Source organism: Butyrivibrio sp. Su6, assembly GCF_900108105.1.
Lineage (GTDB): Bacteria > Bacillota > Clostridia > Lachnospirales > Lachnospiraceae > Butyrivibrio.
This window is the reverse complement of the sequence record NZ_FNUR01000001.1, coordinates 127967-151350: the sequence shown is the minus strand read 5'-3', so window position 1 is coordinate 151350 and position 23384 is coordinate 127967. Positions and strand designations below refer to the sequence as shown.

The window sequence follows — 23384 nt, the reverse complement described above, 5'->3', positions numbered from 1 at the left end:
AATTCAGTCTTATTTCTTGATAAGAAGTGACTTACCAGTCATCTCTTTTGGCTGTTCCTCGCCCATACACTCTATAAGTGTAGGAATGATATCTGCAAGGCATCCATTCTCTCTAAGAGTATAAGCCTCATCATAATTAACAAGGATAAATGGAACAGGATTTGTTGTATGAGCTGTCCAAGGCTCACCTGTCTCATAATCGATCATCATATCAGCGTTACCGTGGTCAGCGCAGATAAACATTGTTCCGTTTGTTGCCTTTACAGCATCAACAATCTTGCCAACACACTCATCAACTGTTTCAATAGCCTTTACAGCAGCTGGAATAACACCTGTATGACCAACCATATCAGGGTTAGCAAAGTTAGCAATGATAACATCATATTTCTGAGAATTTATTGCATCAAGAATCTTCTCACAAACTTCAGGTGCGCTCATCTGAGGCTTAAGGTCGTAAGTTGGAACATCCTTAGGGCTGTTAACAAGTACTCTGTCCTCGCCCTCGTTTGGCTGCTCAACACCACCGTTAAAGAAGAATGTAACATGAGCATACTTCTCAGTCTCTGCGATACGTGCCTGCTTCATTCCCTTAGCAGCAAGCCACTCGCCAAATGTGTTGTTAAGAAGAACCTTCTTAAATGCAACTTCCTTATTAGGGATAAGAGGATCATAATCCGTGAAGCATACGTATGTAACATCAAGGCGCTGTCCTCTGTTGAACTTATCAAATTCATCGTCGCAGAAGCAATGTGTGATCTCTCTTGCTCTATCAGGACGGAAGTTATAGAAAATAATTGAATCTCCATCCTTAACTGTTGCTACAGGAGCACCATTCTTCATGATAACTGTAGGGATAACAAACTCATCTGTCTTGCCATCCTTGTATGACTGTTCCATGCACTCATGTGCGCTGTTTGCCTTGTTGCCTTCGCCCTTTGTGATAGCGTTATAAGCAACCTCAACACGGTCATAGTTGTTATCTCTGTCCATTGCATAGTAACGGCCTGAGATAGAAGCAATCTGGCCAACGCCAAGCTCTTTCATCTTGTTCTCAAGCTGTGCTACAAAATCAATTCCGCTTTCAGGTGGAGTATCTCTACCATCAAGGAAGCAGTGAACAAATACCTTATCAAGTCCGTTCTTTTTTGCAAGCTCTAAAAGTCCGTAGATATGTGTAATGTGGCTGTGTACACCACCATCAGAAACAAGACCATATAAATGAAGAGCTGAATTTTTCTCTTTGCAGTTATTGATAGCTGCCAAAAGGCCTTCGTTTGTGAAGAAATCACCGTCTTCAATAGATTTTGTGATTCTTGTAAGTTCCTGGTAAACAATACGGCCGGCACCCATATTCATATGTCCAACCTCTGAGTTACCCATCTGTCCATCAGGTAGACCTACAGCAAGACCTGAAGCATATCCCTTTACAAAAGGATAATCCTTCATAAGACCATCCATTACAGGAGTCTTAGCCATTGCAATAGCATTTCCTTCTGGATTATCATTAAGTCCGTATCCATCAAGGATCAAAAGAACTGTTGGTTTAGAACCTCTCATTATATATATCCTCCATTTCACGTGTAATACGTTAAAAGCAATTAAAAAGCTTTGTAATTCCTTGCATAGTATATATCAATTGTTAGCATTTTGACAAGCCATTTACTTAAGGGCAACTTCCTGCTGCGTGCCATTCATGCTGACTATCATTCCAAGTGACTTGATAGATGTGGAATCATCTTCGCTTATCTGAGTAAGTATGACAAGGCTCTCATGGGCCTTTGACTCAATCTCACCAATATATGACGACAGATCATTAGGTAAAAAAGTAACAGCCGAATAGCCCAAATTCTTGCCATTTAGAAGTATCTGGAAAAGAAGCTTTTGATTTATCATATTAATCTTTTTGGTAGAACCTGATGCATTATAAAGGTCAAATCTCAAAACCAGAAGTTTTTTGCCCTTATCAGCATTTACAACATAGCTCTTCGAGCTTTCAGGATATGTACTTGAAACAGAATATCCCTGGTAAGAAAGGAATATGTCGCTTTCTATTTCCTGAGTCTGATCTGACGAAAGCACAATTGCATTGCTGCTTACTTCAGTTGGTTTTTCTTCCTCATCAGTTTCCTGGGCAGCTGTAGATACAGTTGTAGCTGCAGCTCCCACTTCAGTATCTGTCTCAGATGAACCGATTGCTGACGCAACATCATCTGTTTTATCAGGTTCTTCAGGAAGTTCTTCGCTTGAATCTGTTGTTGGTACAACCTCTTCTACTCTGACAGGAGTGGTCGGCTGCATAGTAGCTGGCGTACTTTCCTGTTTTTTCTGTTCATCTTTAGCTGCTTTTCTAGCTTCTTTTTCGCGCTCTTTTTGAACTTCTTTTGCATCAACGTAAGTCAGTTTTTCTTTATCGTTATTTGAATACTTCATCAAAAGACCTACAGCAAATTCGACAGTCTGTTTATACTCATCTTCAGTAAGCTCCGGAAATTTTTCTCCGCAGCCTGAAAGTGATAAGACGATCATAACAGTAAGTGAAAGTAATACAGCTCTTTTAACCCTCATAAAAGTACCCTCATATCATTACTTTATTCTGTCTCCAGTTCAAAGTAAAACTCAACACCGTTGTCATAGTTGATCACGCCGTAAGCCTGATTCATACTCTCCATTATAGCCTTTACGATTGACAGGCCTACACCACTTCCCCCGTACTCTCTGGTCCTGGCCTTATCAACCTTATAAAATTTCTCCCAAATATGTCCAATACTTTCCTTGGGAATAGGTTTTCCTGTGTTAAATACTGAAACTCTTGCATGATTATCAAGTTTGACCACTTTTATCTCTATGATCTTTTCGCCGTCAATGTGGTTAAGAGCGTTACTGTAATAATTCTGCAAGACCTCCTCTACCTTGAATTCATCACCCCAGACAAATATAGGCTCCTCAACATCAAATTGTATTGTAACTTCTTTTTGTCTCGCCAAAAGTTCTGCAGATTTGATATAGTTACGGACCATTTCGACAATATCAAATCTGTCCATATTGGCTTTCTCATTACCAAATTCAAGCTGATTCAAGGTAAGAAGCTTTTTTACCATTATATTCATCTTGGACGCTTCGTCCATGATGACATCACAATAAAAATCCCTGCTCTCAGGATCGTCATTTATTCCTTCCCTGAGTCCCTCTGCATAACCTTGTATCAGAGCAATTGGTGTCTTAAGCTCATGGGATACGTTAGAAAGAAATTCTTTTCTCATTTCATCAATTTCTTCCTTCTGAGCAATATCCTGCTTCAAGGTTATATTCGCATTTTTGAGTTCTTTGATAGTCTGCTCAAGAGTCTCAGAAAGTTCGTTCATGTTATGGCCAAGAATATCAATCTCGTTGTTATAGTTCTCTGTATTTTCATACTTGGCTTCAAAGTTCAGGTTCTTCATCTTATCAGAAATAAGATAAAGACGCTTTATAGGATCAGTTATCTTCTTGGATATATAGAGAATAACCACAGAACCTACAACAATAGCAATAACACCTACATATGCCATGAAGGTGTTTGATATCGATACACTATCCTTGATACTTTCCATTGTCGAGCGGACAAGAATAAGGTTTCCTGCTCCTACAACTCCCCACATTTCCAGATATTTTCGCCCGGTAGCGCGGTCTTTCTCGATTTGAAGAGTATAGCCCTCCCCAATATCAATGATCTCCTTATCATTGTAATTACCTGAATCAAGGATATTATCCCATAATATCTTGGTCAGCTGCTCAGCATTATTGGCAGAAGATTTTATAGTTAAAGAGTCAGCATCAAGAACTATCATCTCAATATTGTATCGCTCACAGATGTGGGTGATCTCAACATCGAATTCCTCTGAGGTAATGTCACCGTCGCTTATGGCCTGTGCAATGCTTCTATAAGCCTGAATGATTGCTTCTCTCTTGTTTTGAACATAAAACTGTTCCATGAAGAAAAGATTTATTACCAGGCAAAAACCAAACGCCATTATCAAAGTAAAAATAAATGCTGAACTGATTTCAAATCTTATGGAATGAGTTTTGGTTTTTTCTATAGGAGCATCAGTTTTCTTCAAATTTATACCCCATTCCCCAAATTGTCTTGATCATATCGCCCTTAGATCCCAGTTTGCCACGAAGCTTTTTAACATGGGTATCGATAGTACGGGCATCTCCAAAATAGTCATAATTCCAAACGTTGTTAAGGATCTTTTCTCTAGAAAGAGCAACTCCCTTATTTTCAAAGAAGAATGACAAAAGCTCGAACTCCTTATAACTAAGTTCAATCTCTTTTCCATCAACAAATACGCTATGTGCAACCTTGTTTACAACAATACCGCCAAGTTCCATGACCTGGTTATTTGCGGTCTGATTAGTTCGTCTAAGTATGGCTGAAACTCTTGCAGCAAGAATCTTTGGGCTAAATGGTTTAGAAATGTATTCATCTACTCCAAGTTCAAATCCAAGGAGCTCATCTCGTTCCTCAGATTTAGCTGTAAGCATTATGATCGGCACTTTGGAATTAGTTCTGATTTCTCTGCAGACTTCCCATCCGTCACGCTTTGGCATCATAACGTCCAAAATGATAAGAGCAATATCCTTATCCTCATAAAACATATCAAGTGCCTGCTGTCCATCGCCCGCTTCAAGAACTATATATCCATCTTTTATCAAAAAGTCTTTGACGAGTTTTCTCATTCTGCTCTCGTCATCAACAACAAGTATCTTAAGATCATCCATTAATTATGTCCTCCTAAAATCAGTAACTTACATCTCCCTCATCATACCCTTTAGAGTCAGTGATGCCAAGCCTTTTTTCTGCTTCCCGCACAGCTTTTTCTCTCTCTTTTAGTTCTTCATCCCAAGCAGAGTAGCGGTTTGTGATATTTCTTTTGTAATTAATGATATTATCATTTTCGCTGGTAGAAGCAATTACAAACATTAAGATTACCACAATAATAAGCGCTACGTTAAGAACAATAGATAAAATTCTTCCAAAATGTACTTTTTCTCCTGATGGACTCTCCTTCTTTTTCGAGGAAAGCTTATCAAGTGAAGACTGCCTGGTCATAGGAATCTCCAGTGGTATAGGAATCAGGTCCTGCTCTTCAAAACCGCTTGCAAGAAGTTTTTCTCTAAGGTCAGTCAGATATCTCCAGCCAAGAGGTGTTTTAAAAATTCTGTTTTGTATTGCCTTTTCGTAAACCGCCAGCATATCATCAGGTCTGCTGACCTTAACCTTGGTCTCCAGAACTTTTATCTTTGAAAGATCAAGTGTACCCTTTTCAGCATCTGTTTCAGTTAAAAACTCGTAGCCACCGACTATAAACTTGTCTTTATTTTCTTTATTAGACGCCATACTCCGCTCCAAAAGAAACAATAAATACGTTTACACTTCTGGCTTTCAATGTCCTGTTTCTCCAGGTAAGAGGCTTTGGCCTGTTATAAAAATGCTTGCCACTCTCATCACCTGTATCCACACAAAGTGACCAATACGCGCCTTCCGGAGGATTCGGAAGCATGATCTGAATATCCTCCCAGTATGCATTGATCGCAACATAAACTATATCATCATGATTCTTTTTTTCAATAAATCCAGCGTATCTTACACAGATTACCTTTGAATCCTTTGTAATGTTCCCATTATCAGGATTTTCTGTGTGAATACTAATATGCGGGTAACCGCAATGCGAAGGCAGTAAATCCTTTCTTATAGCCGGATGTTTTCTTCTGAACTGGATCATATTTCTGTAGAAGTCAAAATAGTTTTTATTCTTCTTTAAAAGATCCCAGTTAAGCCAAGATATCTCATTGTCCTGGCAATAAGCATTATTATTGCCAAACTGAGTATTTCCAAATTCATCTCCCGCATAGACCATCGGAGTTCCACGACTGCACATAAGAACCGTTATGGCGTTTCTCATCATTCTGAACCTGAGGTCCAGGATATTTTTATCTGTCGTCTCTCCTTCAGCTCCGCAGTTCCAGCTTCTGTTATCATTGGCTCCATCTGTATTATTCCAGCCATTATCTTCATTGTGCTTACCATTGTAAGAATACAAATCATAAAGAGTAAATCCGTCATGACAGGTAATAAAATTAACTGATGAATCATATCCAAGATATGAGCCGCCATACATATCCATCGACCCTGTAATACGCTTTACAGCTTCAGGAGCAGCCCATATATCGCCCTTTAGATAAGATCTGATATCATCTCGGTATTTTCCATTCCATTCAGCCCATCTTTTCCATGCAGGGAAATTACCAACCTGATACATTCCGCCGGCATCCCATGCCTCAGCGATAAGCTTTACATTTCCAAGAATGGGGTCATAGGCAAGTCTCTGGATAAGAGGTGGTCTTTCCATTGGAGAACCATCCTGGTCTCTTCCAAGAATACTTGCAAGGTCAAATCTGAATCCATCCACTCTGTATTCAATAGCCCAGTATCTAAGGCACTCTACTATCAGCTCCTGTACCATGGGATGATTACAGTTCATGGTATTTCCGCAACCACTGAAATTGTAATATTGTCCATAAGGTGTCAGCAGATAATAGATATTATTATCAAAACCTTTAAATGATATAAATGGTCCGTTTTCATTACCTTCAGCCGTGTGATTGAACACAACATCAAGGATAACTTCAATTCCGTTATCCTTAAGAGCTTTTATCATACGTTTTAACTCTACACCCTCTTTATTGTACTCACTCTCAGAAGCATAGCTTGTATTTGGGGCAAAAAAGCTGATGGTATTATATCCCCAGTAATCAAGGAGAGTCTTACCATTTACAATTCGTTTATCCCTTGTTTCATCAAATTCAAAAATAGGCATAAGCTCAACAGCTGAAATTCCAAGTTTCCTGAGATATTCAGCCTTTTCTTTTATGCCTTCAAATGTGCCTCTGCACTTTACACCTGATGAAGGATCCATGGTAAATCCACGAACATGCATCTCGTAAATAACGGTGTCATTCATCGGTGTACAAAGACTATTTGTATCATTCCATTCAAAATTATCTCTTACGATCCTTGCTCTGTAAGCGCCATCCTTATTGGGGTTCTGTCCCCAAATTCTTTGACCTGAAACTGCCTTGGCATAAGGATCCAAAAGAAGATGGTTTTTATTGAATAAAAGGCCTTTTTCTGGGTCCCAGGGACCATCAACGCTATAACAGTACTCTATATTCTCAATATCAAGGCCAAACACTATCATCGAATACACATTTCCTATCCTGTAGCTCTCAGGGAAAGGAATATGTGCAAAAGGAGTTGCCTCCCCTCGGTTATACAAAAGAAGTGTAATAGAAGTTGCGCCCTTTGAATAAGCAGTAAAGTTTACACCGTCTGCCAACATGGTCGCACCATTCATATTATAAAATCCCGGTCTGATCCTGAATCCATTGCATTCATCTAAGGCCAGCATCTGTCGGTTGAGATCTGTTTTTCTAAGTTCTCTTACCTGACGCTCGCCTATTTCGACCAGTTTTCTATTTTGTCTATGACGTCTATACTCATTCATACTAATATTTTAACATATGCTTGTTCAAATGAATCATGTAAAAAAATTAAAAAAGATGGAATTTTGTATGTAAATATAACAAAATTCCATCTTTTTTATTCATTTATCCCTTTAAAATATGTGATTGATCACACTGGGTATGCACCATTCTTTGTATCAGCAGCTGTAACATCAACTTTTTCCTGCTGTGCAAGACGATACTTGAAGAAGTCTGTAGCAACCTGTGGGAACAATGCATAAGAAAGAGTATCCTCATCCTGCTGTTTCCACTGTGCAACTTCTTTCTCAAACTTCTGAAGTCCTGGCTCGAGCTTATCTGCAGGTCTGCATGTGATAACCTCTCTGTCGCCAATGATCTTCTTCTGAACTTCTGGGTTGAATGGCTTAATAGTCTTACCATACTCACCAGCAAGGAGATCCTTAGTCTGGTCAGTAGCAACCTTGTATCTCTCGCCCATAAGTACGTTCATAACGGCCTGAGTACCAACGATCTGTGATGATGGTGTAACAAGAGGTGGCTCACCAAAGTCCTTACGAACACGTGGGATTTCCTCAAGAACTGTATCATACTTATCGCTTGCGTTCTGCTCTTTAAGCTGTGAAACCATGTTTGAAAGCATTCCACCAGGAACCTGATACATAAGAGTCTTGATATTAACACCAAGAACCTTAGGATCCATAAGTCCGCTAGCAAGGCACTCTTCTCTGTATGGTCTGAAGTGATCTGCAATCTTAGCAAGAAGTTTCTGATCAAGACCAGTCTCGAAAGGCTGTCCCTTGAAAGCTTCTACCATAACTTCTGTAGCTGGCTGTGATGTTCCAAGTGCAAATGGAGAAATAGCACAGTCGATAATATCTACACCTGCCTCAGCAGCCTTCATGTAAGTCATGCTGGCAACACCTGAAGTGTAATGTGTGTGAAGGTCAATAGGAAGTTTTGTAGCACTCTTAAGTGCCTTAACAAGCTTCTCTGCCTCGTAAGGAAGAAGAAGTCCTGCCATATCCTTGATACAGATAGAATCTGCACCCATAGCTTCGATATCTTTTGCAATGTTCATCCAGTACTCTTCTGTATAAGCATCACCAAGTGTGTAAGCAAGAGCTATCTGAGCATGACCGCCCTCTTTCTTACAAGCCTTAACTGAAGCCTCAAGGTTTCTAAGGTCGTTAAGACAGTCAAAGATTCTGATGATATCAATACCGTTTGCAATAGACTTCTGTACGAAATACTCTACTACGTCATCTGGATAATGCTTGTAACCAAGGATATTCTGTCCTCTTAAAAGCATCTGAAGTTTTGTGTTCTTAAAGCCTTCACGGAGTTTTCTAAGTCTCTCCCATGGGTCTTCCTTAAGGAATCTCATGCAAGCGTCAAATGTAGCACCGCCCCAGCACTCTACTGCGTTATATCCAACCTTATCCATTGTATCAATGATAGGCAACATAACCTCTGTAGGCATTCTTGTTGCAATAAGTGACTGATGAGCATCACGCAGAACAGTCTCATTGATACGAACTGGTTTTCTCTCTAATTCTGCCATATCTATTACATCCTTTCTAAGTTATAAAAAGTCTTTTTATACACCGAAGACAGCCATGAATGTTCCAGCAACAACGGCTGTACCAATAACACCGGCTACGTTAGGTCCCATAGCATGCATGAGCAGGAAGTTTGATGGATCATACTCTGCACCAACCTTCTGTGATACACGTGCAGCCATAGGAACAGCAGATACACCCGCTGAACCGATAAGAGGATTGATCTTGCCCTTTGTAATAAAGCAAAGGAGCTTTCCTAAAAGACATCCGGCTGCTGTACCAAATGCGAATGCTATAAGTCCAAGTACTACTATGATAAGAGTTGTTGTGTTAAGGAAGGCCTCAGCACTTGTTGTAGCACCTACTGATGTACCAAGAAGGATAACTACGATATACATAAGTGCATTAGAAGCTGTTTCCTGAAGCTGACGAACAACTCCTGACTCTCTAAAGAGATTTCCCAGCATCAACATACCAATAAGAGGTGCTGTTGTAGGAAGAATCATGCTTACTACGATAGTAACGATAATAGGGAAAAGAATCTTCTCAAGCTTAGATACTTCACGAAGCTGAGACATTCTGATCTTTCTCTCTTTATCTGTAGTAAGAGCCTTCATGATAGGTGGCTGGATCATAGGAACCAAAGCCATGTATGAATAAGCAGCAACGGCAATAGGTCCTAAGATTGAAGTCTGATGAAGCTTACTTGCAAGGAAGATTGAAGTAGGGCCATCTGCACCACCGATAATAGATACTGCTGCAGCCTGCTGATCATTAAAGCCAAAGAAAATAGCCATGAAATAAGCAGAGAAAATACCAAACTGAGCACCTGCTCCCATAAGGAAGCTGATAGGGTTTGCAATAAGTGGTCCAAAGTCTGTCATCGCTCCAACACCAAGGAATATCAGTGAAGGAAGAATTGCATATTCATCCAGGATATAGAAATAATGTAAAAGTCCGCCGGCTGCTCCGCCTACAGGTTCTGCCATAATATCCGGATAGATATTAACAAGAAGCATACCAAATGAAATTGGTACCAAAAGTAAAGGCTCAAATCCCTTAGCTATAGCAAGATACATAAATACAAGAGCAACAACTACCATGATATAGTTACCAGGAGTCATGGTTGTAAATGCAGTTTGCTGCCAGAGATTAGATAATGTATTAACAACGTAATCCATTTTTTATCCTCATTTCTGTTTTTATAAAACAACAATAATATTCTCTGACAATTTAATTAGTTAAGAGTTGCAAGAACAGTTCCAGCCTCAACAGAATCGCCAGCAGCAACATCAACGCTTGCTACAGTTCCATCTGCAGGAGCAACCATAGGGATCTCCATCTTCATAGACTCGATAGTAACAACTGTGTCACCCTTCTTTACAGCCTGGCCAACGCTTGCATTGATCTTAAGTACTTTTCCTGCTGCACCAGCTTCAACCTTGATTGAACCTGCGCCAGCACTTGCCTTCTTTGCAGGAGCTGCTGGAGCCTTAACTGCAGGAGCTGCAGCTGCTACAGGAGCTGCTCCTGAACCTGCGCCTTCTTCTACTGTTACATCATATACGTTTCCGTTAACGGTTATTGTATAGTTCTTCATTGTGTATACTCCTTATCTTTTCCAATTTTTATTTACTTTTCTGATTGATCTAACCTGGAAGCCATCTGTGCTTGCACTTCCTTCATAAGCTGCAATAGCAGCTGCTATAACTGCAACAAGCTCAGCATCACCAACAAGATCTTCTTTCTCTTCGATCTGGCTGATTGTGTTGTCCATTGCTTCTTTTGCAAGTTCTTTATCATTTACTTTCTTTTTCTTGGTTCCACCAATAAAGATAGGGAACAGAGAAATAATAAGTGAAATGATTATAAGAACAGTGAAAGCCATTCCCATACCAAGAAGCGTATTAAGACCGGCATTTTCAAGTTTCTCAGCGCTTGACTTATTAACTGTGATACCCATGTCAGTAGCCATTGTCTCATTGTTCATATATACCTGGAACAATGCAGAATGTTTTGTGCCCTGAAGTGTAGCATCAATTACAAGCTGCTCATCATCGTTAGTGTAGTAATTAACATCTGAGATATAAAGCTCATCAGCAAGTGTTGCATCACTGGTATATCCGATCTCATCGAGGGCTTTATACCAGCTTGTGTAACCAGACTTTATAGCATTGTAAAAATCTTCATCAACGCCATCAAGTACAGTTCTCTCCATTCCATTTGAAGTTTCAGTTCTAAACTTCATGGCAAGTGCAACATAAAGTTTTTCTTCGAAATTGTCAGGAGTAATTCCGTCCGCGTACCATGCTTCGAAATTCTGATCCTCTAAGTTATTCATGTAAGAAACAATAGAAGACTCGTTGAACATTTCAGCCGGGTACTTGCTGCTATCGATTGTCTTTGTCTTTGTTTCCTGTCCACAAGCACTCAGACTCAAAAGGCAGCTAAGAACAACTCCCAAAACCAAAAATTTACTCTTCATTTTGAGTGCTCCCTTCATTAAACTGTGCCGTGTTTCTTAGCAGGACGCTCATCTCTCTTTGTAAAAAGCATCTCGAATGCGCCAATAACATACTTTCTTGTATCAGCAGGCTCGATGATCTCATCAACATAGCCTCTTGCTGCAGCACTCTTAACATTGTTCTGAAGCTGTGCATAATCAGATGCAGCCTTTGCTACTGTCTCAGCATCTTTTCCATCGCACATGATCTTGGCAGCAAGATTTGCATCCATTGTACCGATCTGTGTATCAGGCCAGCTGATAGTTACATCTGCACCGATTGCCTTAGAGTTCATGATAACGTAAGCACTACCAAAAGCCTTACCAGTTACAAGGTTAACCTTAGGAACTGTAGCGTTTGCAAGTGCATAAACAAGCTTTCCTGCAGCCTTAGCTACATGTCTCTCATCACACTTTGATGAGCCAAAGCCTGTTGCATTTGTAAGTGTAAGAACAGGGATATCGAAAGCATCGCAGAAATTAACAAAATCTGCAGCCTTCTCACAAGCATGTGCAGTAAGCTTATCTTCAAACTTCTCTGCCTCTTTGCCATTTTCATCAAAAATAGCTGTACGGTTACCAACAAGACCTACTGTTGCGCCATTAAGTCTGATAAATCCAGTAACCATCTCTTTTGCATAATCTCTCTTTGTCTCAAAGAAAAGACCATTATCAGAAACCTGTGCAGCAACAAGTGCAGGATCTGCAGCTGCGCCGTCAAGGTTCTCGCATGCTCTGTTAAGATCATCTGTGCATTCCTGATATGAATCGCTGTCCTCATTATTTGAAGGAAGGATAGAAACAAGCTCTCTGATCTGAGTGTAGATAGATGCCTCATCTGTTACAACATCAACATTACCTACCTCTGAAGCCTGCCATTTAGCAGCTGATGTATCGCATTTCTCTTTGTAATTTCCTGCAAGTACGTTAGGAGAATTAACGAAAAGTTTAGCCTTATCAGCTTCCATGAATGTAAAGTCAGTGATTGAAGGAATAAGTGCAAGTCCTCCACCACATGTGCCGAAGATAGCTGTTATCTGTGGAACAACTCCAGAAGCCTCCACCTGCTTAAGATAAATTTCTCCAAATGCATTAAGTGCATCTGTTGCCTCCTGAAGACGAAGTCCAGCTGAATCGATAAGACCGATCACAGGTGAACCTGTCTTGATTGCCAGCTCATACAGGCGAACAATCTTCTTTGCATGCATCTCACCAATAGATCCGCCAAGTACTGACGCATCCTGACTATATACATATACAAGATTGCCGTCGATAACACCATATCCGGTAACTACTCCATCAGATGGTGTTTCTTCCTGTTTCAGATTGAAATCTGTGTTTCTGGCTGTCACAAGGCCGCCAATTTCAACGAAACTGTTTTCGTCGAGCAAAGCATTTATTCTTTGACTCGCTTGTGAAGAACTACTCATGTGTTTAACCTCCAATAAATTTTATGTGAATGTGTGCAACTATGTTATTTGATTATTGTGCATTTTTTCACAATCTCAAATCGCATAAACCCGCAACTTAAGTCAGAATATAGTATATCATAAAAAAAGCCAAAAAAAAGAGAAAATACATAAAAATTCAGTATTTTCCCTATCTTTTAATAAATTAGATATCCAATTTTACATTTACTTCTTCTTCAGCCTGTGCCTTGAACTCTTCAACCTGCACAGGACCTATCGTCGGAAGCTCTTCAAGACTTCTTACACCGAAGCTTCTCAGGAACTCTTCTGTTGTTCCAAAAAGTAGTGGTCTTCCTGGTGCATCCAGTCTGCCCAGCTCCTGAACAAGGCCAAACTCTACCAGTCTGTTAACTGCGTGGTCACTGTTTACGCCTCTTATCTTTTCTACCTCAAGCCTTGTAATCGGCTGCTTGTATGCGATTATAGAAAGTGTTTCCATGAGAGAATCAGTCAAAACTGCCTTCTTTGGAGTTTTCGCAATTTTGACCAAATATTCATACATTTCTTTCTTGGTACAAAGCTGAACAGCGTTCTCAAGTTCTATGATACCTATACCGCTGTCTTTTTTCTCATATTTTTCTTTTAAATACTCAATATATTTCTTTATCTCTTTTGATTCAGTCTCCATAGCCTTAGCCAAAGCATTTATCTCAACTGAATCACCCATTGTAAAAAGAATAGCTTCTACTATTCCTGCACCTTCTTCTTTTGTCATAATATCAGCTTGCCTTTCTGGAAGTAATTATTATATCTGCAAAGGTCCCGTCCTGCTGTATCTCTATTTCTCCAAGCTTCATTTCCTCAAGAACTATAAGGAACGTAACAATAACCTCTGTCTTACTGTGCTGTTTTTCCAAGAGTTGTCTAAAGCTAAAGCTCTTATGCTCTCTGATATATGCCTTGATATAAAGTGTCTTGGCATCCATATCCACAGTTTCTTTCTCAATATTTCCAAACTTACTACGTATCGGATCCACCTTATCTTCCTGCCTCTTTAGCAGTTCCTGGAAAATCTCGTTGAGCTTTGTGAGCGTTGCATCACCAATAAGGCCGCTAAAGTCTATTGGCGCCTCGTATTCTTTTACCTCTTTGGGAATATCCTTATGTCTGAACCAGGACAAGCCCGCATCCATCTGCCTGTCTTTAAGCTCATAGGCCATATATTTGTACATTTTATACTCAAGAAGCTTTTCAACAAGTTCAGCTCTTGGATCCTCTTCCTCTCCGTCCTCATTGACCTCTTTAGGGAGAAGCATCTTGCACTTGATATCTATGAGAGTTGCAGCCATAACCAAAAATTCACTGGTAACTTCCATATCCTCTTTCTGCATCGCATTGATGTATTCCATGTACTGTTCCGTAATGGTTACGATTGGAATATCATAAATATCTATCTGGTTTTTATCTATCAGGTGCATCAAGAGGTCCATTGGCCCCTCAAAGACCTGAAGCTTAATCTCTAGTGACATAAAATCTCCTCACAAAAACAATTCATACCGAATATCTCAAATCCCGCCTTTTATATTCACTACACAAACTTCCCCGGGGTTAAAAAATCTCACATGTATAGTATGAGTTCCAAGTCCTCTGCCAAGGATCATTGTCTTATCGCTCTTTCTATACAAGCCTCCATCATACTTTGGAAAAAGAGCTATCGACGGAGAAATTACACCGCCAAGTATCGGAAGTCTCACAATTCCGCCATGAACATGGCCTGACATTGTAAGATCGGCACCCCAGGAAGCATAATTTTCAAAATACTGAGGATTATGGGCAATCAAAAGGTTGAATTTCTCTTTTTCCTTGTCATTAACATTGCCAACAAGCCTTACCATCAGCGAAGGATCCATTTTTCTTTTTACTACTTTTCTAAAGTACTCAAGATTCAGGTCAAGACCTGTGATCCTGATATTTTTATCTTCCAGCAAAACAGCGTCATTCTCTAAAAAAACAACTCCCTCTTTTTTCAGTCTGCTCTTATACCTATCATAGAAATTACCGAATTCTTTTGTAAAAGATTTCACCTTATATTCGTGGTTACCATTTGCATAATAAACCTTGTACTTGCCGGAAAGATTTTTGACAAGGTCAAATCCGGGCTCGAATTTGATCTTTCCGTCTTTGGCATGGGCTGTAAACATATCCCCGCCGCAGATTACAGCGTCAGGATTTATCTCATCTATAGCAGCTATAAGCTTTTCATTATTTTGGCCAAAAACATAACCATGAAGGTCTGAAAGAAAAACAAACTTAAAGTTACCTTTTACTTTGTCAGACTTTAGCTCATAATTCCTCACAACAAAACTATGTGTATCATGATAAATAATCAGAACGCATATTATGATCAGCACCATAAGTGCAATTACTAAATATATAGCCATACTCTTTTTTCTTTCTAAGCATAAATGACATACGACGATTATTTTATCATAGATAAAACCCCAAGGTCAAAAAACATATTATCCATTCGCTTGCCGGCCTTGTGCAACAAAAAAGCCTTTGGCATAAACCAAAGGCTTTTTATTAGATTTAGTTATATTTGCGCTTTCTTGCTGCTTCAGACTTTTTCTTGCGTCTAACGCTAGGCTTCTCGTAGTGTTCTCTCTTACGGATCTCCTGCTGGATACCAGCCTTTGCGCAACTTCTCTTAAAACGACGCAGTGCGCTATCCAAAGTCTCGTTTTCTTTTACTACTACAGTTGACATCTCTACTCTTACCCTCCCTTCAGTCCCTTCAAGTACATGACTGATTGGGTTATTTATTATGCTTATTCTGAGCATGATAGCTCACATAACATTATCAATTATAACACAAAAAGTATATGCGTCAAGAATTATTTTATCTGATCTGCAAGAACTTTTTCTGCCTCTGCAAGAGCATCATTAATTCCGGCTGGATTCTTACCACCTGCCTGAGCCATATTAGGACGACCACCACCGCCGCCTCCTACTATTGGAGCAATTGCTTTGATAAGATTGCCTGCATGAGCTCCCTTTGCAAGAGCTTCATCAGTAGCCATTGTTATAAGGTTGACCTTGCCATCAGTTTCAGAAATAAGAACTACGACGCCTTCGCCAAGCTTTGTCTTCATCTGATCTCCAAGATCACGGAGTCCGTTCATATCTACACCCTTAACAGATGTAGCAAGGAGCTTAACTCCTGCAACTTCCTTAACCTGATCTGTAACATCGCCAAGTGCAGCCTGTGCCTCTTTGCTCTTAAGTGACTCATTCTCACTTCTAAGTGCCTTAAGCTCATCCTGGAGCTTTTTGATATGCTCAGCAAGATCAGAAGCATTTGCCTTAACAAGCTTAGCTGATGCATTAAGTGTCTGCTCTACATTCAGATAGTAATCTCTTGCGTTGCTTCCAGTAAGCGCTTCAATACGACGAACGCCTGCTGCAACACCGCTCTCTGCTACGATCTTGAAAAGACCGATATGGCTTGTATTAGATACATGTGTACCACCACAGAGTTCAATAGAGAAGTCTCCCATATTTACAACTCTTACTGTATCGCCATACTTCTCGCCAAACAGAGCCATAGCTCCTGTCTTCTTGGCTTCTTCCAAAGTCATTTCCTTTGTAACAACAGGAAGTGCTTCTAAAATCTTGGCATTTACTATATCTTCAACTTTCTTGATTTCTTCAGCAGTCATAGCCTGATGATAGCTAAAGTCAAATCTTGTCTTGTCAGGATCCTGGTAAGAACCGGCCTGCTCTACGCCATCACCAAGAACTTCCTGAAGAGCTTTCTGAAGAAGGTGTGTAGCTGAATGGTTTCTGCATGTTTTAGCTCTGTTCTCAGCGTCAACATCCAAAGTTACCTTGTCAGATACCTTAAAGCTTCCCTTTACAACAGTTCCAACATGAGCTGTTCTTCCACCAGCAACTTTAACAGTTTCTGATACTTTGAACTTAGCTCCATCTTTTCCTGTTATCTCACCAATATCTCCAACCTGGCCACCCATTGTGCCATAGAAAGATGTCTTATCTGTAATGATTGTTCCCTGCTGTCCCTCCAAAAGGCTGTCTGTAAGCGCCTCTGCAGTAGCCATAGCAACAACACTGCCTTCGCATGAAAGAGAATCATATCCTACAAACTCACACTTAACATCCTCTGTAAGTTCATCGAATAAACCAGCACCTGTTGTAAGGTTTGCAGCAAAATTCTGATTGTCTCTGGCTTTCTGTTTCTGCTCTTCCATTGCAGCGGCAAAGCCCTTTTCATCAACAGTAAAGCCCTCTTCCTCTGCAAGCTCTACAGTAAGCTCTACAGGAAATCCAAATGTATCATAAAGGAAGAATGCATCTTTTCCTTCGATTACTTTCTTTCCTTCAGAAGCTGTCTTATCAAGGATCTTCTTGAACTCTTTCATACCGTTTTCAAGAGTAGACTCAAAACGGTCGATCTCTCTTCCAAGTTCCTGAAGAACAAAGCTACGGTTCTTTACAAGATTCTCATAGCTCTCAGAATACTCATCAAGATAAATTGAAGCTACTCCAAGTATATGATCTTTCTTAAGTCCAAGAGCTCTTGCATGTCTGACTGCACGGCGTATAAGTCTTCTAAGGATATATCCTGCGCCTGTGTTAGAAGGTAAAAGCTTAGCTTCGTCACCAATGAGCATAACAGAAGTACGTGTGTGATCAGCGAGGATTCTCATTGATCTTGTGCTCTTCTCATCAGTGTCATATTTAATTCCGCTCTCTTTTTCTATGTAAGAAATTACAGGAGCATGAAGATCGATCTTATAAACGTCATCAGTACCGTTAAGGAAAGCAAGAATACGCTCAAGTCCCCAACCTGTATCAACGTTCTTCTGAGCAAGTGGTGTAAGATGTCCGTCATGGTGCTTCTCATACTGCATGAAAACATCATTACCGATCTCAGTATACTTGCCACAGTGACATCCAGGACCGCAGTTAGGGCCGCAATCAGGAATATCCTTCACATAGAACATCTCACTGTCAGGGCCGCATGGACCATATTCAAGTCCCCACCAGTTGTCCTCAGCAGGAAGATAATAAATGTTCTCAGGCTTGAAACCTGACTCAATACGGTATTTAGCACCTTCTTCATCTCTTGGTGCATTCTCATCACCTGCAAATACAGTAGCTGCAAGATGATCAGCATCAAAGCCAAAGAGCTCAGTAAGAAGTTCGAAACTCCACTGGCAACGCTCTTTTTTGAAATAGTCTCCAAGAGACCAGCTTCCCATCATCTCAAAGAATGTTCCATGGCTCTTATCACCAACAGAATCAATATCGTTAGTACGAACACATCCCTGAACATTGCAAAGTCTTGTTCCAAGAGGATGCTTTTTACCTAAGAGATAAGGCATAAGAGGCTGCATTCCTGCAACGTTGAACATAACACCTGTTGAACCGTCAGAAACAAGAGATACAGCACCACAGTCAACATGGCCTCTTTTAATATAAAAATCTTTCCAAGCTTTTCTAAGCTCGTTAGCAGTATATTGCTTCATAATCAAACAAACTCCTTAAAATGTAAACTTATCAGCGAAGTAAGCATCAAGCTCATCGATAGCGATACGCTCTTGCTCCATGCTGTCTCTAAATCTAACTGTAACCTTGTGATCCTCTTCTGAATCAAAATCGTATGTGATGCAGAATGGTGTTCCGATCTCATCCTGACGACGATATCTCTTACCGATGTTTCCACGATCATCAAACTCGCAGTTATATTTCTTTGAAAGCTGAGCATAAATCTTCTCAGCACCCTCATTGAGTTTCTTTGAAAGAGGAAGAACACCGATCTTAACAGGTGCAATTGCTGGATGGAAGTGAAGAACTGTACGCATATCAGGCTTCTCTTCTGTTCCAATATTCTCTTCATCATATGCTTCGCAAAGGAATGCAAGTGTTACTCTGTCAGCTCCAAGAGAAGGCTCAACTACATATGGGATGTACTTCTCATTGGTCTCATCATCGAAGTATTCCATAGGCTCACCAGATGTCTCCTGATGTCTTGTAAGGTCGTAATCTGTTCTTGAAGCAATGCCCCAAAGCTCGCCCCAATCTGTGAATGGGAATGCATACTCAATATCAGTTGTGTGATCACTATAGAATGAAAGTTCCTCAGGATCATGGTCACGAAGTCTGATGTGCTCTTTGTCGATACCAAGAGAAAGAAGCCATTCATAACATGTCTTTCTCCAATACTCAAACCATTCTGTCTGTGTACCAGGCTTGCAGAAGAACTCAAGCTCCATCTGTTCAAACTCTCTTGTTCTGAAAGTGAAGTTACCAGGTGTGATCTCATTTCTGAAACTCTTACCGATCTGGCAAATACCAAAAGGCACTTTTTTACGTGAAGAACGCTGAACATTCTTGAAGTTTACGAAAATACCCTGTGCTGTCTCAGGACGAAGATAAACTGTATCCTTAGCATCTTCTGTTACACCCTGGAATGTCTTGAACATAAGGTTGAACTCTCTGATGCTTGTAAAGTTATGCTTGCCACATGTTGGACATGGAACGCTGTGCTCTTTGATGAAGTTTTCCATTTCTTCATGGCTCCAGCCATCAACTGAAGACTCAAGAGTTATTCCATTCTCAGAAGCAAAATCTTCTATGATCTTGTCTGCTCTGAATCTCTCATGGCATTCCTTACAATCCATAAGAGGATCAGAAAAGCCTCCTAAATGACCTGATGCAATCCATGTCTTAGGATTCATTAAGATCGCACAATCAACGCCGACGTTGTAAGGGTTCTCCTGTACAAACTTCTGCCACCATGCCTTTTTTACGTTGTTCTTAAGCTCAACACCAAGGTTACCGTAATCCCAGGTATTGGCAAGACCTCCATAAATCTCAGAACCAGGGTAAACAAATCCTCTTCCCTTGGCCAGTGCTATGATCTTTTCCATTGATTTTGCTTTTGCTTCCATGTTCCTCCCATCAATCACAAGCAAGTGATTTTAATAAAAAAATTATTTTGAAAGAATGAGCTGTATTTCTTCACTTGTTGAAGAAGACAAAACAGCTTCTTTTTTTCCTTTTAAAGAAACTCCGTTTGAGGAATAAACTATATTGTAAGGCGTAATAAATACCGATTTATCTTTTGTGATAATAATATGGTTGTTCTTATTATCTTCTACAGTATCCGAGTTTATCTTAAGACCATTTTCATCAATAAGATCTGGGGATATAGTAAAGCCTCTGTCCAGCGCATCCTGAACAGTTCCAAAATAAAGAGTTGTGTCATTAAACTCAGCATAATCTGTCGGTGTTGCAAATTTTAAGACCATTTTAACAGCATTACCATCAGAAATCTTGTCAACTGAATCTAATGTGATCTTTTCAGTAAGTCTTTCTGCATTAAAAGTAGAAATCTCATTCTCTGTCATCTGAGTCAATTCAGTGACATCATAATACTCTTCTGAAAAGTCTTCATAAATTGTATTGGTGATCTTCCCATTTTTATCTAGTGCTACAGTTGTAAGCTGTCCTTCATCACTTCCACATCCAAACAGACATGACAGCAACATGAACGCGCTGATAACTCCGACAAATCTTTTCATAATAAACCCGTTCATAGATTTTTCCTCAAAACAAACAAAGTAATTATATCCAAATAGTTTTTCTTTTTCAATAGAACATATTGTTATATCATATTAAGCATTTCAAGACTCTTTAGTGGTCTGTCTATACTATCTTCGATATAGCGGCTCGATATCCTTTCAAGTTCAGAAAGAACTTCATCCGTAACCGTGAAAGTATAAAGCTTTTCAAGATTACTTGTCGCAATATAATTCATTGCATACCTGGTGGAATCAAGAAGATTCATATTCTCCGGAATTCCCGGATATTCTCCCTGAGTTTTTAATGTTCTAAGTTCAAACACACATCTTACAAGCTTGTTGGGAATATTGTTTTTCAAAAGAGCTTTCAGTGAAACATACAATAGATTAAGGAGTTCTTTATCCTCGTTATTTTCTCTCGTATAGAAACTGACAATTTCCAAAAAATAAGAGCCATAACAGGCACTTTCAAAATTCTGTCTGAATCCCTCGAAGTAGTTTTCTATATTTGCCTCAACAATAGTATAGGAATTTCTTCCTTCATACAGCTTAAATGTACCAAAACTAAATGGCTCAACGTTACCGGAAAGCCTGTTTCCAGGCTTTCTGGCATTTCTGGCAAAAGCTGTTATCTTACCTCTTTCAGCTGTAAAAATAGTTGCCACAAGGTCGTAATCGCCTACAGGTGAATGCTTTATTATAATTCCACGTACATAGACAAGTTCTTCCATAAAAATCCTTACTTTTTAAAGCTATTCACATCATATCCAAAACTCTTCATCTGAGTCTTGTCATCTCTCCAGTCTTTTCTGACTTTAACCCATATCTGAAGATTGACCTGACACTGCAAAAGATCCTCAATATCTTTTCTGGCTGCAGTGCCGATTTTTTTGAGCATTGCTCCACCTTTACCAATAACAATTCCTTTATGAGAATCCTTTTCGCAAATAATGGTCGCATCTATATCCATCATTCCGCTCGATGAATCAATAGCTGCATCCTTAAGCATTGCATCAAGGTCTAAAGCTGCCTGTTTTGGAGGATGATAATGCCTTTTTTTCTTACTCTTTTCCTCTACAGCCTTTTTCTCACGCATCTTCATGCTTTCAATAGTAACTGCTATTCCATGAGGAACCTCATCCTTTAAAAGTCTAAGAGCCTTTTCCCTGATTATTTCAGCTACAATATCACGTTCAGGCTGATCTGTTATTGTGTCCTCATCATAAAATGGCGGTCCCACAGGTAAGAATTCCTTGATGACATCCATCACACCGTCAATATTATGTCCCTTAAGGGCTGCTACATGTACTATCTTTGAAAAATCCATTTCTTTTTTATATGCATTTTCAAAGATTTCAAGCTTCTCAGCCGGGACAGTATCAATCTTGTTTATAACAAGAATTACAGGCTTTTTTAAAGTCTTAAGTTCTTCAATGATAGATTTCTCAACTTCACCGATATAAGTACTTGGTTCCACAAGCCAAAGTACCATATCAACTTCTTCTATGGCACTTTTTGCAACCTTTGACATATATTCGCCAAGAGCATTCTTGGTTTCATTGATGCCAGGTGTATCAAGAAATATCATCTGTGCATCATCGTCTGTGTAAACAGTCATGATCCTGTTTCTTGTGGTCTGTGGCTTATTGGATGTTATAGCTATCTTTTGTCCAATAAGATGGTTCATAAGTGTAGATTTACCTACATTTGGGCGACCAATTAAAGTTATAAAGCCTGTTTTAAAACTATTGTTTATTTCCATTATCATTTCCTTGCGTATTTACCTGGCCTGCCGTAGGCTGAACCTGTGGCTGGACCTGTCCCTGAGCCTGCATATATGCTCTCATTTTCATTTCGCGTTTCTTTTTTCTGGAAGAAGCATATGCTCTGCAACCAAATATAGCTGCAAAGCATAGGAGCAAAAGAATTATTATCTGAGGGATATGTATCACTATCCATATAAAGAGCTCAACAAGCGCATTGATCACCTCTTTAAAGTTGTATACAAATCCTTCTGCAATTCTCTCGATTACACCTTTTTTCTCAGCTGGCGTATACTGCTCAACTTCTGAGACATCCATATAAACTGTGCTGTAATCGACCTTGTTGTCATAGGTCCGTAGCTGTGATTCAATACTTTCAAGCTCATACCTTACATCAGAAAGTCTCTCTTCAACCTTTATGATATCCTCAACCGTCTCAGCTTTTTCAAGTATCTCTAAAAGTCTTTGTTCCTCTGTCTTTAATGCTTTTTTCTTGCTTTCTATATCAACATACTGAAGTGTAACATCATCGACATTTATTGACTTATTAGTGATGTTGGTTCCCGCTTCAACAGATTCTATAAAAAGATCAAGCTTATCAGCAGGAATTCTGATGGTGTAGCTGGCACTTCTGCTTTCTTTGTATGAGGAATAAGTGCTTCCATTATAGATGTTGCTATTCTCAATGTATCCGCCAAGCTCTTTGGTCTTATTCTCGACCTGTGCCATTGTCTTATTAAGATCTTCTGTTTCAGTGCTTAAGTTTACGGTTGTAATGAGCTTTCTGTCTGACTTTTCCGGAACCTGAGCAGATTCACACGGAGCCTCAACAGCCTCTGCATCCATTGTCTCATAAGCATTGTAGCCCTTAGCATCATACGCAGACTCGGCTACAGATTCCTCTGCATAATTAGAGCCTGTATATCCGCTGCTTCCGCATGCGCAAAGACCTACTGTTGCTCCAATTGTAACCCCTAACAATAAAGCTTTAATGCTACCCTTTTTCATAACGAATC

The 23384-nt window shown here is 39.7% G+C and carries 21 protein-coding genes; all 21 read right to left on the bottom strand.

The genetic code is table 11. The features are described from left to right. Window positions 1–9: 9 nt before the first annotated feature. The 21 genes from gpmI to C4S54_RS00445 all read right to left on the bottom strand — a co-directional run bounded on the left by gpmI (window position 10) and on the right by C4S54_RS00445 (window position 23376). Complete coding sequence (gene gpmI, locus C4S54_RS00545; RefSeq protein ID WP_022773208.1) at window positions 10–1557, bottom strand: 2,3-bisphosphoglycerate-independent phosphoglycerate mutase; 1548 nt, start codon at window positions 1555–1557, stop codon at window positions 10–12. A 102-nt stretch (window positions 1558–1659) separates the two neighbouring features. Continuing rightward, window positions 1660–2565, bottom strand: coding sequence for a hypothetical protein (locus tag C4S54_RS00540; RefSeq protein WP_103867799.1), 906 nt, complete (start codon window positions 2563–2565; stop codon window positions 1660–1662). 23 nt (window positions 2566–2588) lie between these two features. Then, window positions 2589–4097: a HAMP domain-containing sensor histidine kinase gene (locus C4S54_RS00535; protein ID WP_242973707.1), complete on the bottom strand. Its 1509-nt coding sequence runs from the start codon at window positions 4095–4097 to the stop codon at window positions 2589–2591. Next, window positions 4084–4761 (bottom strand): response regulator transcription factor, encoded by a 678-nt coding sequence (locus C4S54_RS00530; protein ID WP_103867798.1) that lies wholly within the window; start codon window positions 4759–4761, stop codon window positions 4084–4086. The genes C4S54_RS00535 and C4S54_RS00530 overlap by 14 nt, the downstream gene beginning before the upstream one ends. A 19-nt stretch (window positions 4762–4780) precedes the next feature. Next, entirely contained in the window at window positions 4781–5380 is a 600-nt protein-coding gene (locus C4S54_RS00525; protein WP_103867797.1) for a hypothetical protein, read from the bottom strand. Then, window positions 5370–7547, bottom strand: a complete 2178-nt coding sequence (gene glgX, locus C4S54_RS00520; RefSeq protein ID WP_103867796.1) for a glycogen debranching protein GlgX — start codon at window positions 7545–7547, stop codon at window positions 5370–5372. The genes C4S54_RS00525 and glgX overlap by 11 nt, the downstream gene beginning before the upstream one ends. 128 nt (window positions 7548–7675) lie before the next feature. Beyond that, window positions 7676–9088: an oxaloacetate decarboxylase subunit alpha gene (locus tag C4S54_RS00515; protein ID WP_103867795.1), complete on the bottom strand. Its 1413-nt coding sequence runs from the start codon at window positions 9086–9088 to the stop codon at window positions 7676–7678. A 36-nt stretch (window positions 9089–9124) separates the two neighbouring features. Further along, window positions 9125–10267 carry a sodium ion-translocating decarboxylase subunit beta gene (locus tag C4S54_RS00510; protein ID WP_022773219.1) on the bottom strand — a complete coding sequence of 381 codons (1143 nt, stop codon included), beginning with the start codon at window positions 10265–10267 and terminating at the stop codon, window positions 9125–9127. A 56-nt stretch (window positions 10268–10323) separates the two neighbouring features. Continuing rightward, entirely contained in the window at window positions 10324–10686 is a 363-nt protein-coding gene (locus tag C4S54_RS00505; RefSeq protein WP_022773220.1) for a biotin/lipoyl-containing protein, read from the bottom strand. A 12-nt stretch (window positions 10687–10698) separates the two neighbouring features. Continuing rightward, the gene (locus C4S54_RS00500) at window positions 10699–11571 is read right to left on the bottom strand and encodes an OadG family transporter subunit (protein ID WP_160110643.1); all 873 of its coding nucleotides are present in this window, start codon (window positions 11569–11571) and stop codon (window positions 10699–10701) included. A gap of 17 nt (window positions 11572–11588) precedes the next feature. Continuing rightward, on the bottom strand, window positions 11589–13019 hold the full coding sequence (locus C4S54_RS00495; protein ID WP_022773223.1) for an acyl-CoA carboxylase subunit beta: 1431 nt from the start codon (window positions 13017–13019) through the stop codon (window positions 11589–11591). Between the two features lie 184 nt (window positions 13020–13203). Continuing rightward, the gene (gene scpB / locus C4S54_RS00490; RefSeq protein WP_103867793.1) at window positions 13204–13773 is read right to left on the bottom strand and encodes an SMC-Scp complex subunit ScpB; all 570 of its coding nucleotides are present in this window, start codon (window positions 13771–13773) and stop codon (window positions 13204–13206) included. Between the two features lie 4 nt (window positions 13774–13777). Then, entirely contained in the window at window positions 13778–14527 is a 750-nt protein-coding gene (locus tag C4S54_RS00485) for a segregation and condensation protein A (RefSeq protein ID WP_022773226.1), read from the bottom strand. 36 nt (window positions 14528–14563) lie between these two features. Beyond that, on the bottom strand, window positions 14564–15439 hold the full coding sequence (locus C4S54_RS00480) for a metallophosphoesterase (protein WP_242973706.1): 876 nt from the start codon (window positions 15437–15439) through the stop codon (window positions 14564–14566). A 148-nt stretch (window positions 15440–15587) separates the two neighbouring features. Beyond that, complete coding sequence (gene rpsU / locus C4S54_RS00475) at window positions 15588–15764, bottom strand: 30S ribosomal protein S21 (RefSeq protein ID WP_013280615.1); 177 nt, start codon at window positions 15762–15764, stop codon at window positions 15588–15590. Window positions 15765–15892: 128 nt separating this feature from the next. Beyond that, window positions 15893–18547 (bottom strand): alanine--tRNA ligase, encoded by a 2655-nt coding sequence (gene alaS / locus C4S54_RS00470; protein ID WP_103867792.1) that lies wholly within the window; start codon window positions 18545–18547, stop codon window positions 15893–15895. Window positions 18548–18562: 15 nt separating this feature from the next. Continuing rightward, entirely contained in the window at window positions 18563–19972 is a 1410-nt protein-coding gene (locus tag C4S54_RS00465) for a glycine--tRNA ligase (RefSeq protein WP_022773234.1), read from the bottom strand. Between the two features lie 42 nt (window positions 19973–20014). Next, window positions 20015–20620: a hypothetical protein gene (locus tag C4S54_RS00460; RefSeq protein WP_103867791.1), complete on the bottom strand. Its 606-nt coding sequence runs from the start codon at window positions 20618–20620 to the stop codon at window positions 20015–20017. Between the two features lie 68 nt (window positions 20621–20688). Further along, window positions 20689–21336, bottom strand: coding sequence for a DNA repair protein RecO (gene recO, locus C4S54_RS00455; RefSeq protein ID WP_103867790.1), 648 nt, complete (start codon window positions 21334–21336; stop codon window positions 20689–20691). Window positions 21337–21344: 8 nt separating this feature from the next. After that, window positions 21345–22367: a GTPase Era gene (era, locus tag C4S54_RS00450; RefSeq protein WP_103867789.1), complete on the bottom strand. Its 1023-nt coding sequence runs from the start codon at window positions 22365–22367 to the stop codon at window positions 21345–21347. Further along, a complete protein-coding gene (locus C4S54_RS00445) occupies window positions 22351–23376 on the bottom strand; it encodes a DUF4349 domain-containing protein (RefSeq protein ID WP_103867788.1) in 1026 nt (341 codons plus the stop codon). Before C4S54_RS00445 ends, era begins: the two co-directional genes overlap by 17 nt. Window positions 23377–23384 lie beyond the last annotated feature (8 nt).

Excerpts from the sequence above, each read along its gene's own strand:
- C4S54_RS00540 (WP_103867799.1), bottom strand. The coding sequence starts at position 2,565 with ATGAGGGTTAAAAGAGCTGTATTACTTTCACTTACTGTTATGATCGTC.
- C4S54_RS00505 (WP_022773220.1), bottom strand. The coding sequence starts at position 10,686 with ATGAAGAACTATACAATAACCGTTAACGGAAACGTATATGATGTAACA.
- rpsU (WP_013280615.1), bottom strand. The coding sequence starts at position 15,764 with ATGTCAACTGTAGTAGTAAAAGAAAACGAGACTTTGGATAGCGCACTG.
- C4S54_RS00510 (WP_022773219.1), bottom strand. The coding sequence starts at position 10,267 with ATGGATTACGTTGTTAATACATTATCTAATCTCTGGCAGCAAACTGCA.
- era (WP_103867789.1), bottom strand. The coding sequence starts at position 22,367 with ATGGAAATAAACAATAGTTTTAAAACAGGCTTTATAACTTTAATTGGT.
- scpB (WP_103867793.1), bottom strand. The coding sequence starts at position 13,773 with ATGACAAAAGAAGAAGGTGCAGGAATAGTAGAAGCTATTCTTTTTACA.
- C4S54_RS00465 (WP_022773234.1), bottom strand. The coding sequence starts at position 19,972 with ATGGAAGCAAAAGCAAAATCAATGGAAAAGATCATAGCACTGGCCAAG.
- gpmI (WP_022773208.1), bottom strand. The coding sequence starts at position 1,557 with ATGAGAGGTTCTAAACCAACAGTTCTTTTGATCCTTGATGGATACGGA.
- C4S54_RS00445 (WP_103867788.1), bottom strand. The coding sequence starts at position 23,376 with ATGAAAAAGGGTAGCATTAAAGCTTTATTGTTAGGGGTTACAATTGGA.
- C4S54_RS00500 (WP_160110643.1), bottom strand. The coding sequence starts at position 11,571 with ATGAAGAGTAAATTTTTGGTTTTGGGAGTTGTTCTTAGCTGCCTTTTG.
- recO (WP_103867790.1), bottom strand. The coding sequence starts at position 21,336 with ATGGAAGAACTTGTCTATGTACGTGGAATTATAATAAAGCATTCACCT.
- C4S54_RS00515 (WP_103867795.1), bottom strand. The coding sequence starts at position 9,088 with ATGGCAGAATTAGAGAGAAAACCAGTTCGTATCAATGAGACTGTTCTG.
- C4S54_RS00495 (WP_022773223.1), bottom strand. The coding sequence starts at position 13,019 with ATGAGTAGTTCTTCACAAGCGAGTCAAAGAATAAATGCTTTGCTCGAC.
- C4S54_RS00460 (WP_103867791.1), bottom strand. The coding sequence starts at position 20,620 with ATGAACGGGTTTATTATGAAAAGATTTGTCGGAGTTATCAGCGCGTTC.
- C4S54_RS00480 (WP_242973706.1), bottom strand. The coding sequence starts at position 15,439 with ATGGCTATATATTTAGTAATTGCACTTATGGTGCTGATCATAATATGC.
- C4S54_RS00525 (WP_103867797.1), bottom strand. The coding sequence starts at position 5,380 with ATGGCGTCTAATAAAGAAAATAAAGACAAGTTTATAGTCGGTGGCTAC.
- C4S54_RS00485 (WP_022773226.1), bottom strand. The coding sequence starts at position 14,527 with ATGTCACTAGAGATTAAGCTTCAGGTCTTTGAGGGGCCAATGGACCTC.
- C4S54_RS00530 (WP_103867798.1), bottom strand. The coding sequence starts at position 4,761 with ATGGATGATCTTAAGATACTTGTTGTTGATGACGAGAGCAGAATGAGA.
- glgX (WP_103867796.1), bottom strand. The coding sequence starts at position 7,547 with ATGAATGAGTATAGACGTCATAGACAAAATAGAAAACTGGTCGAAATA.
- alaS (WP_103867792.1), bottom strand. The coding sequence starts at position 18,547 with ATGAAGCAATATACTGCTAACGAGCTTAGAAAAGCTTGGAAAGATTTT.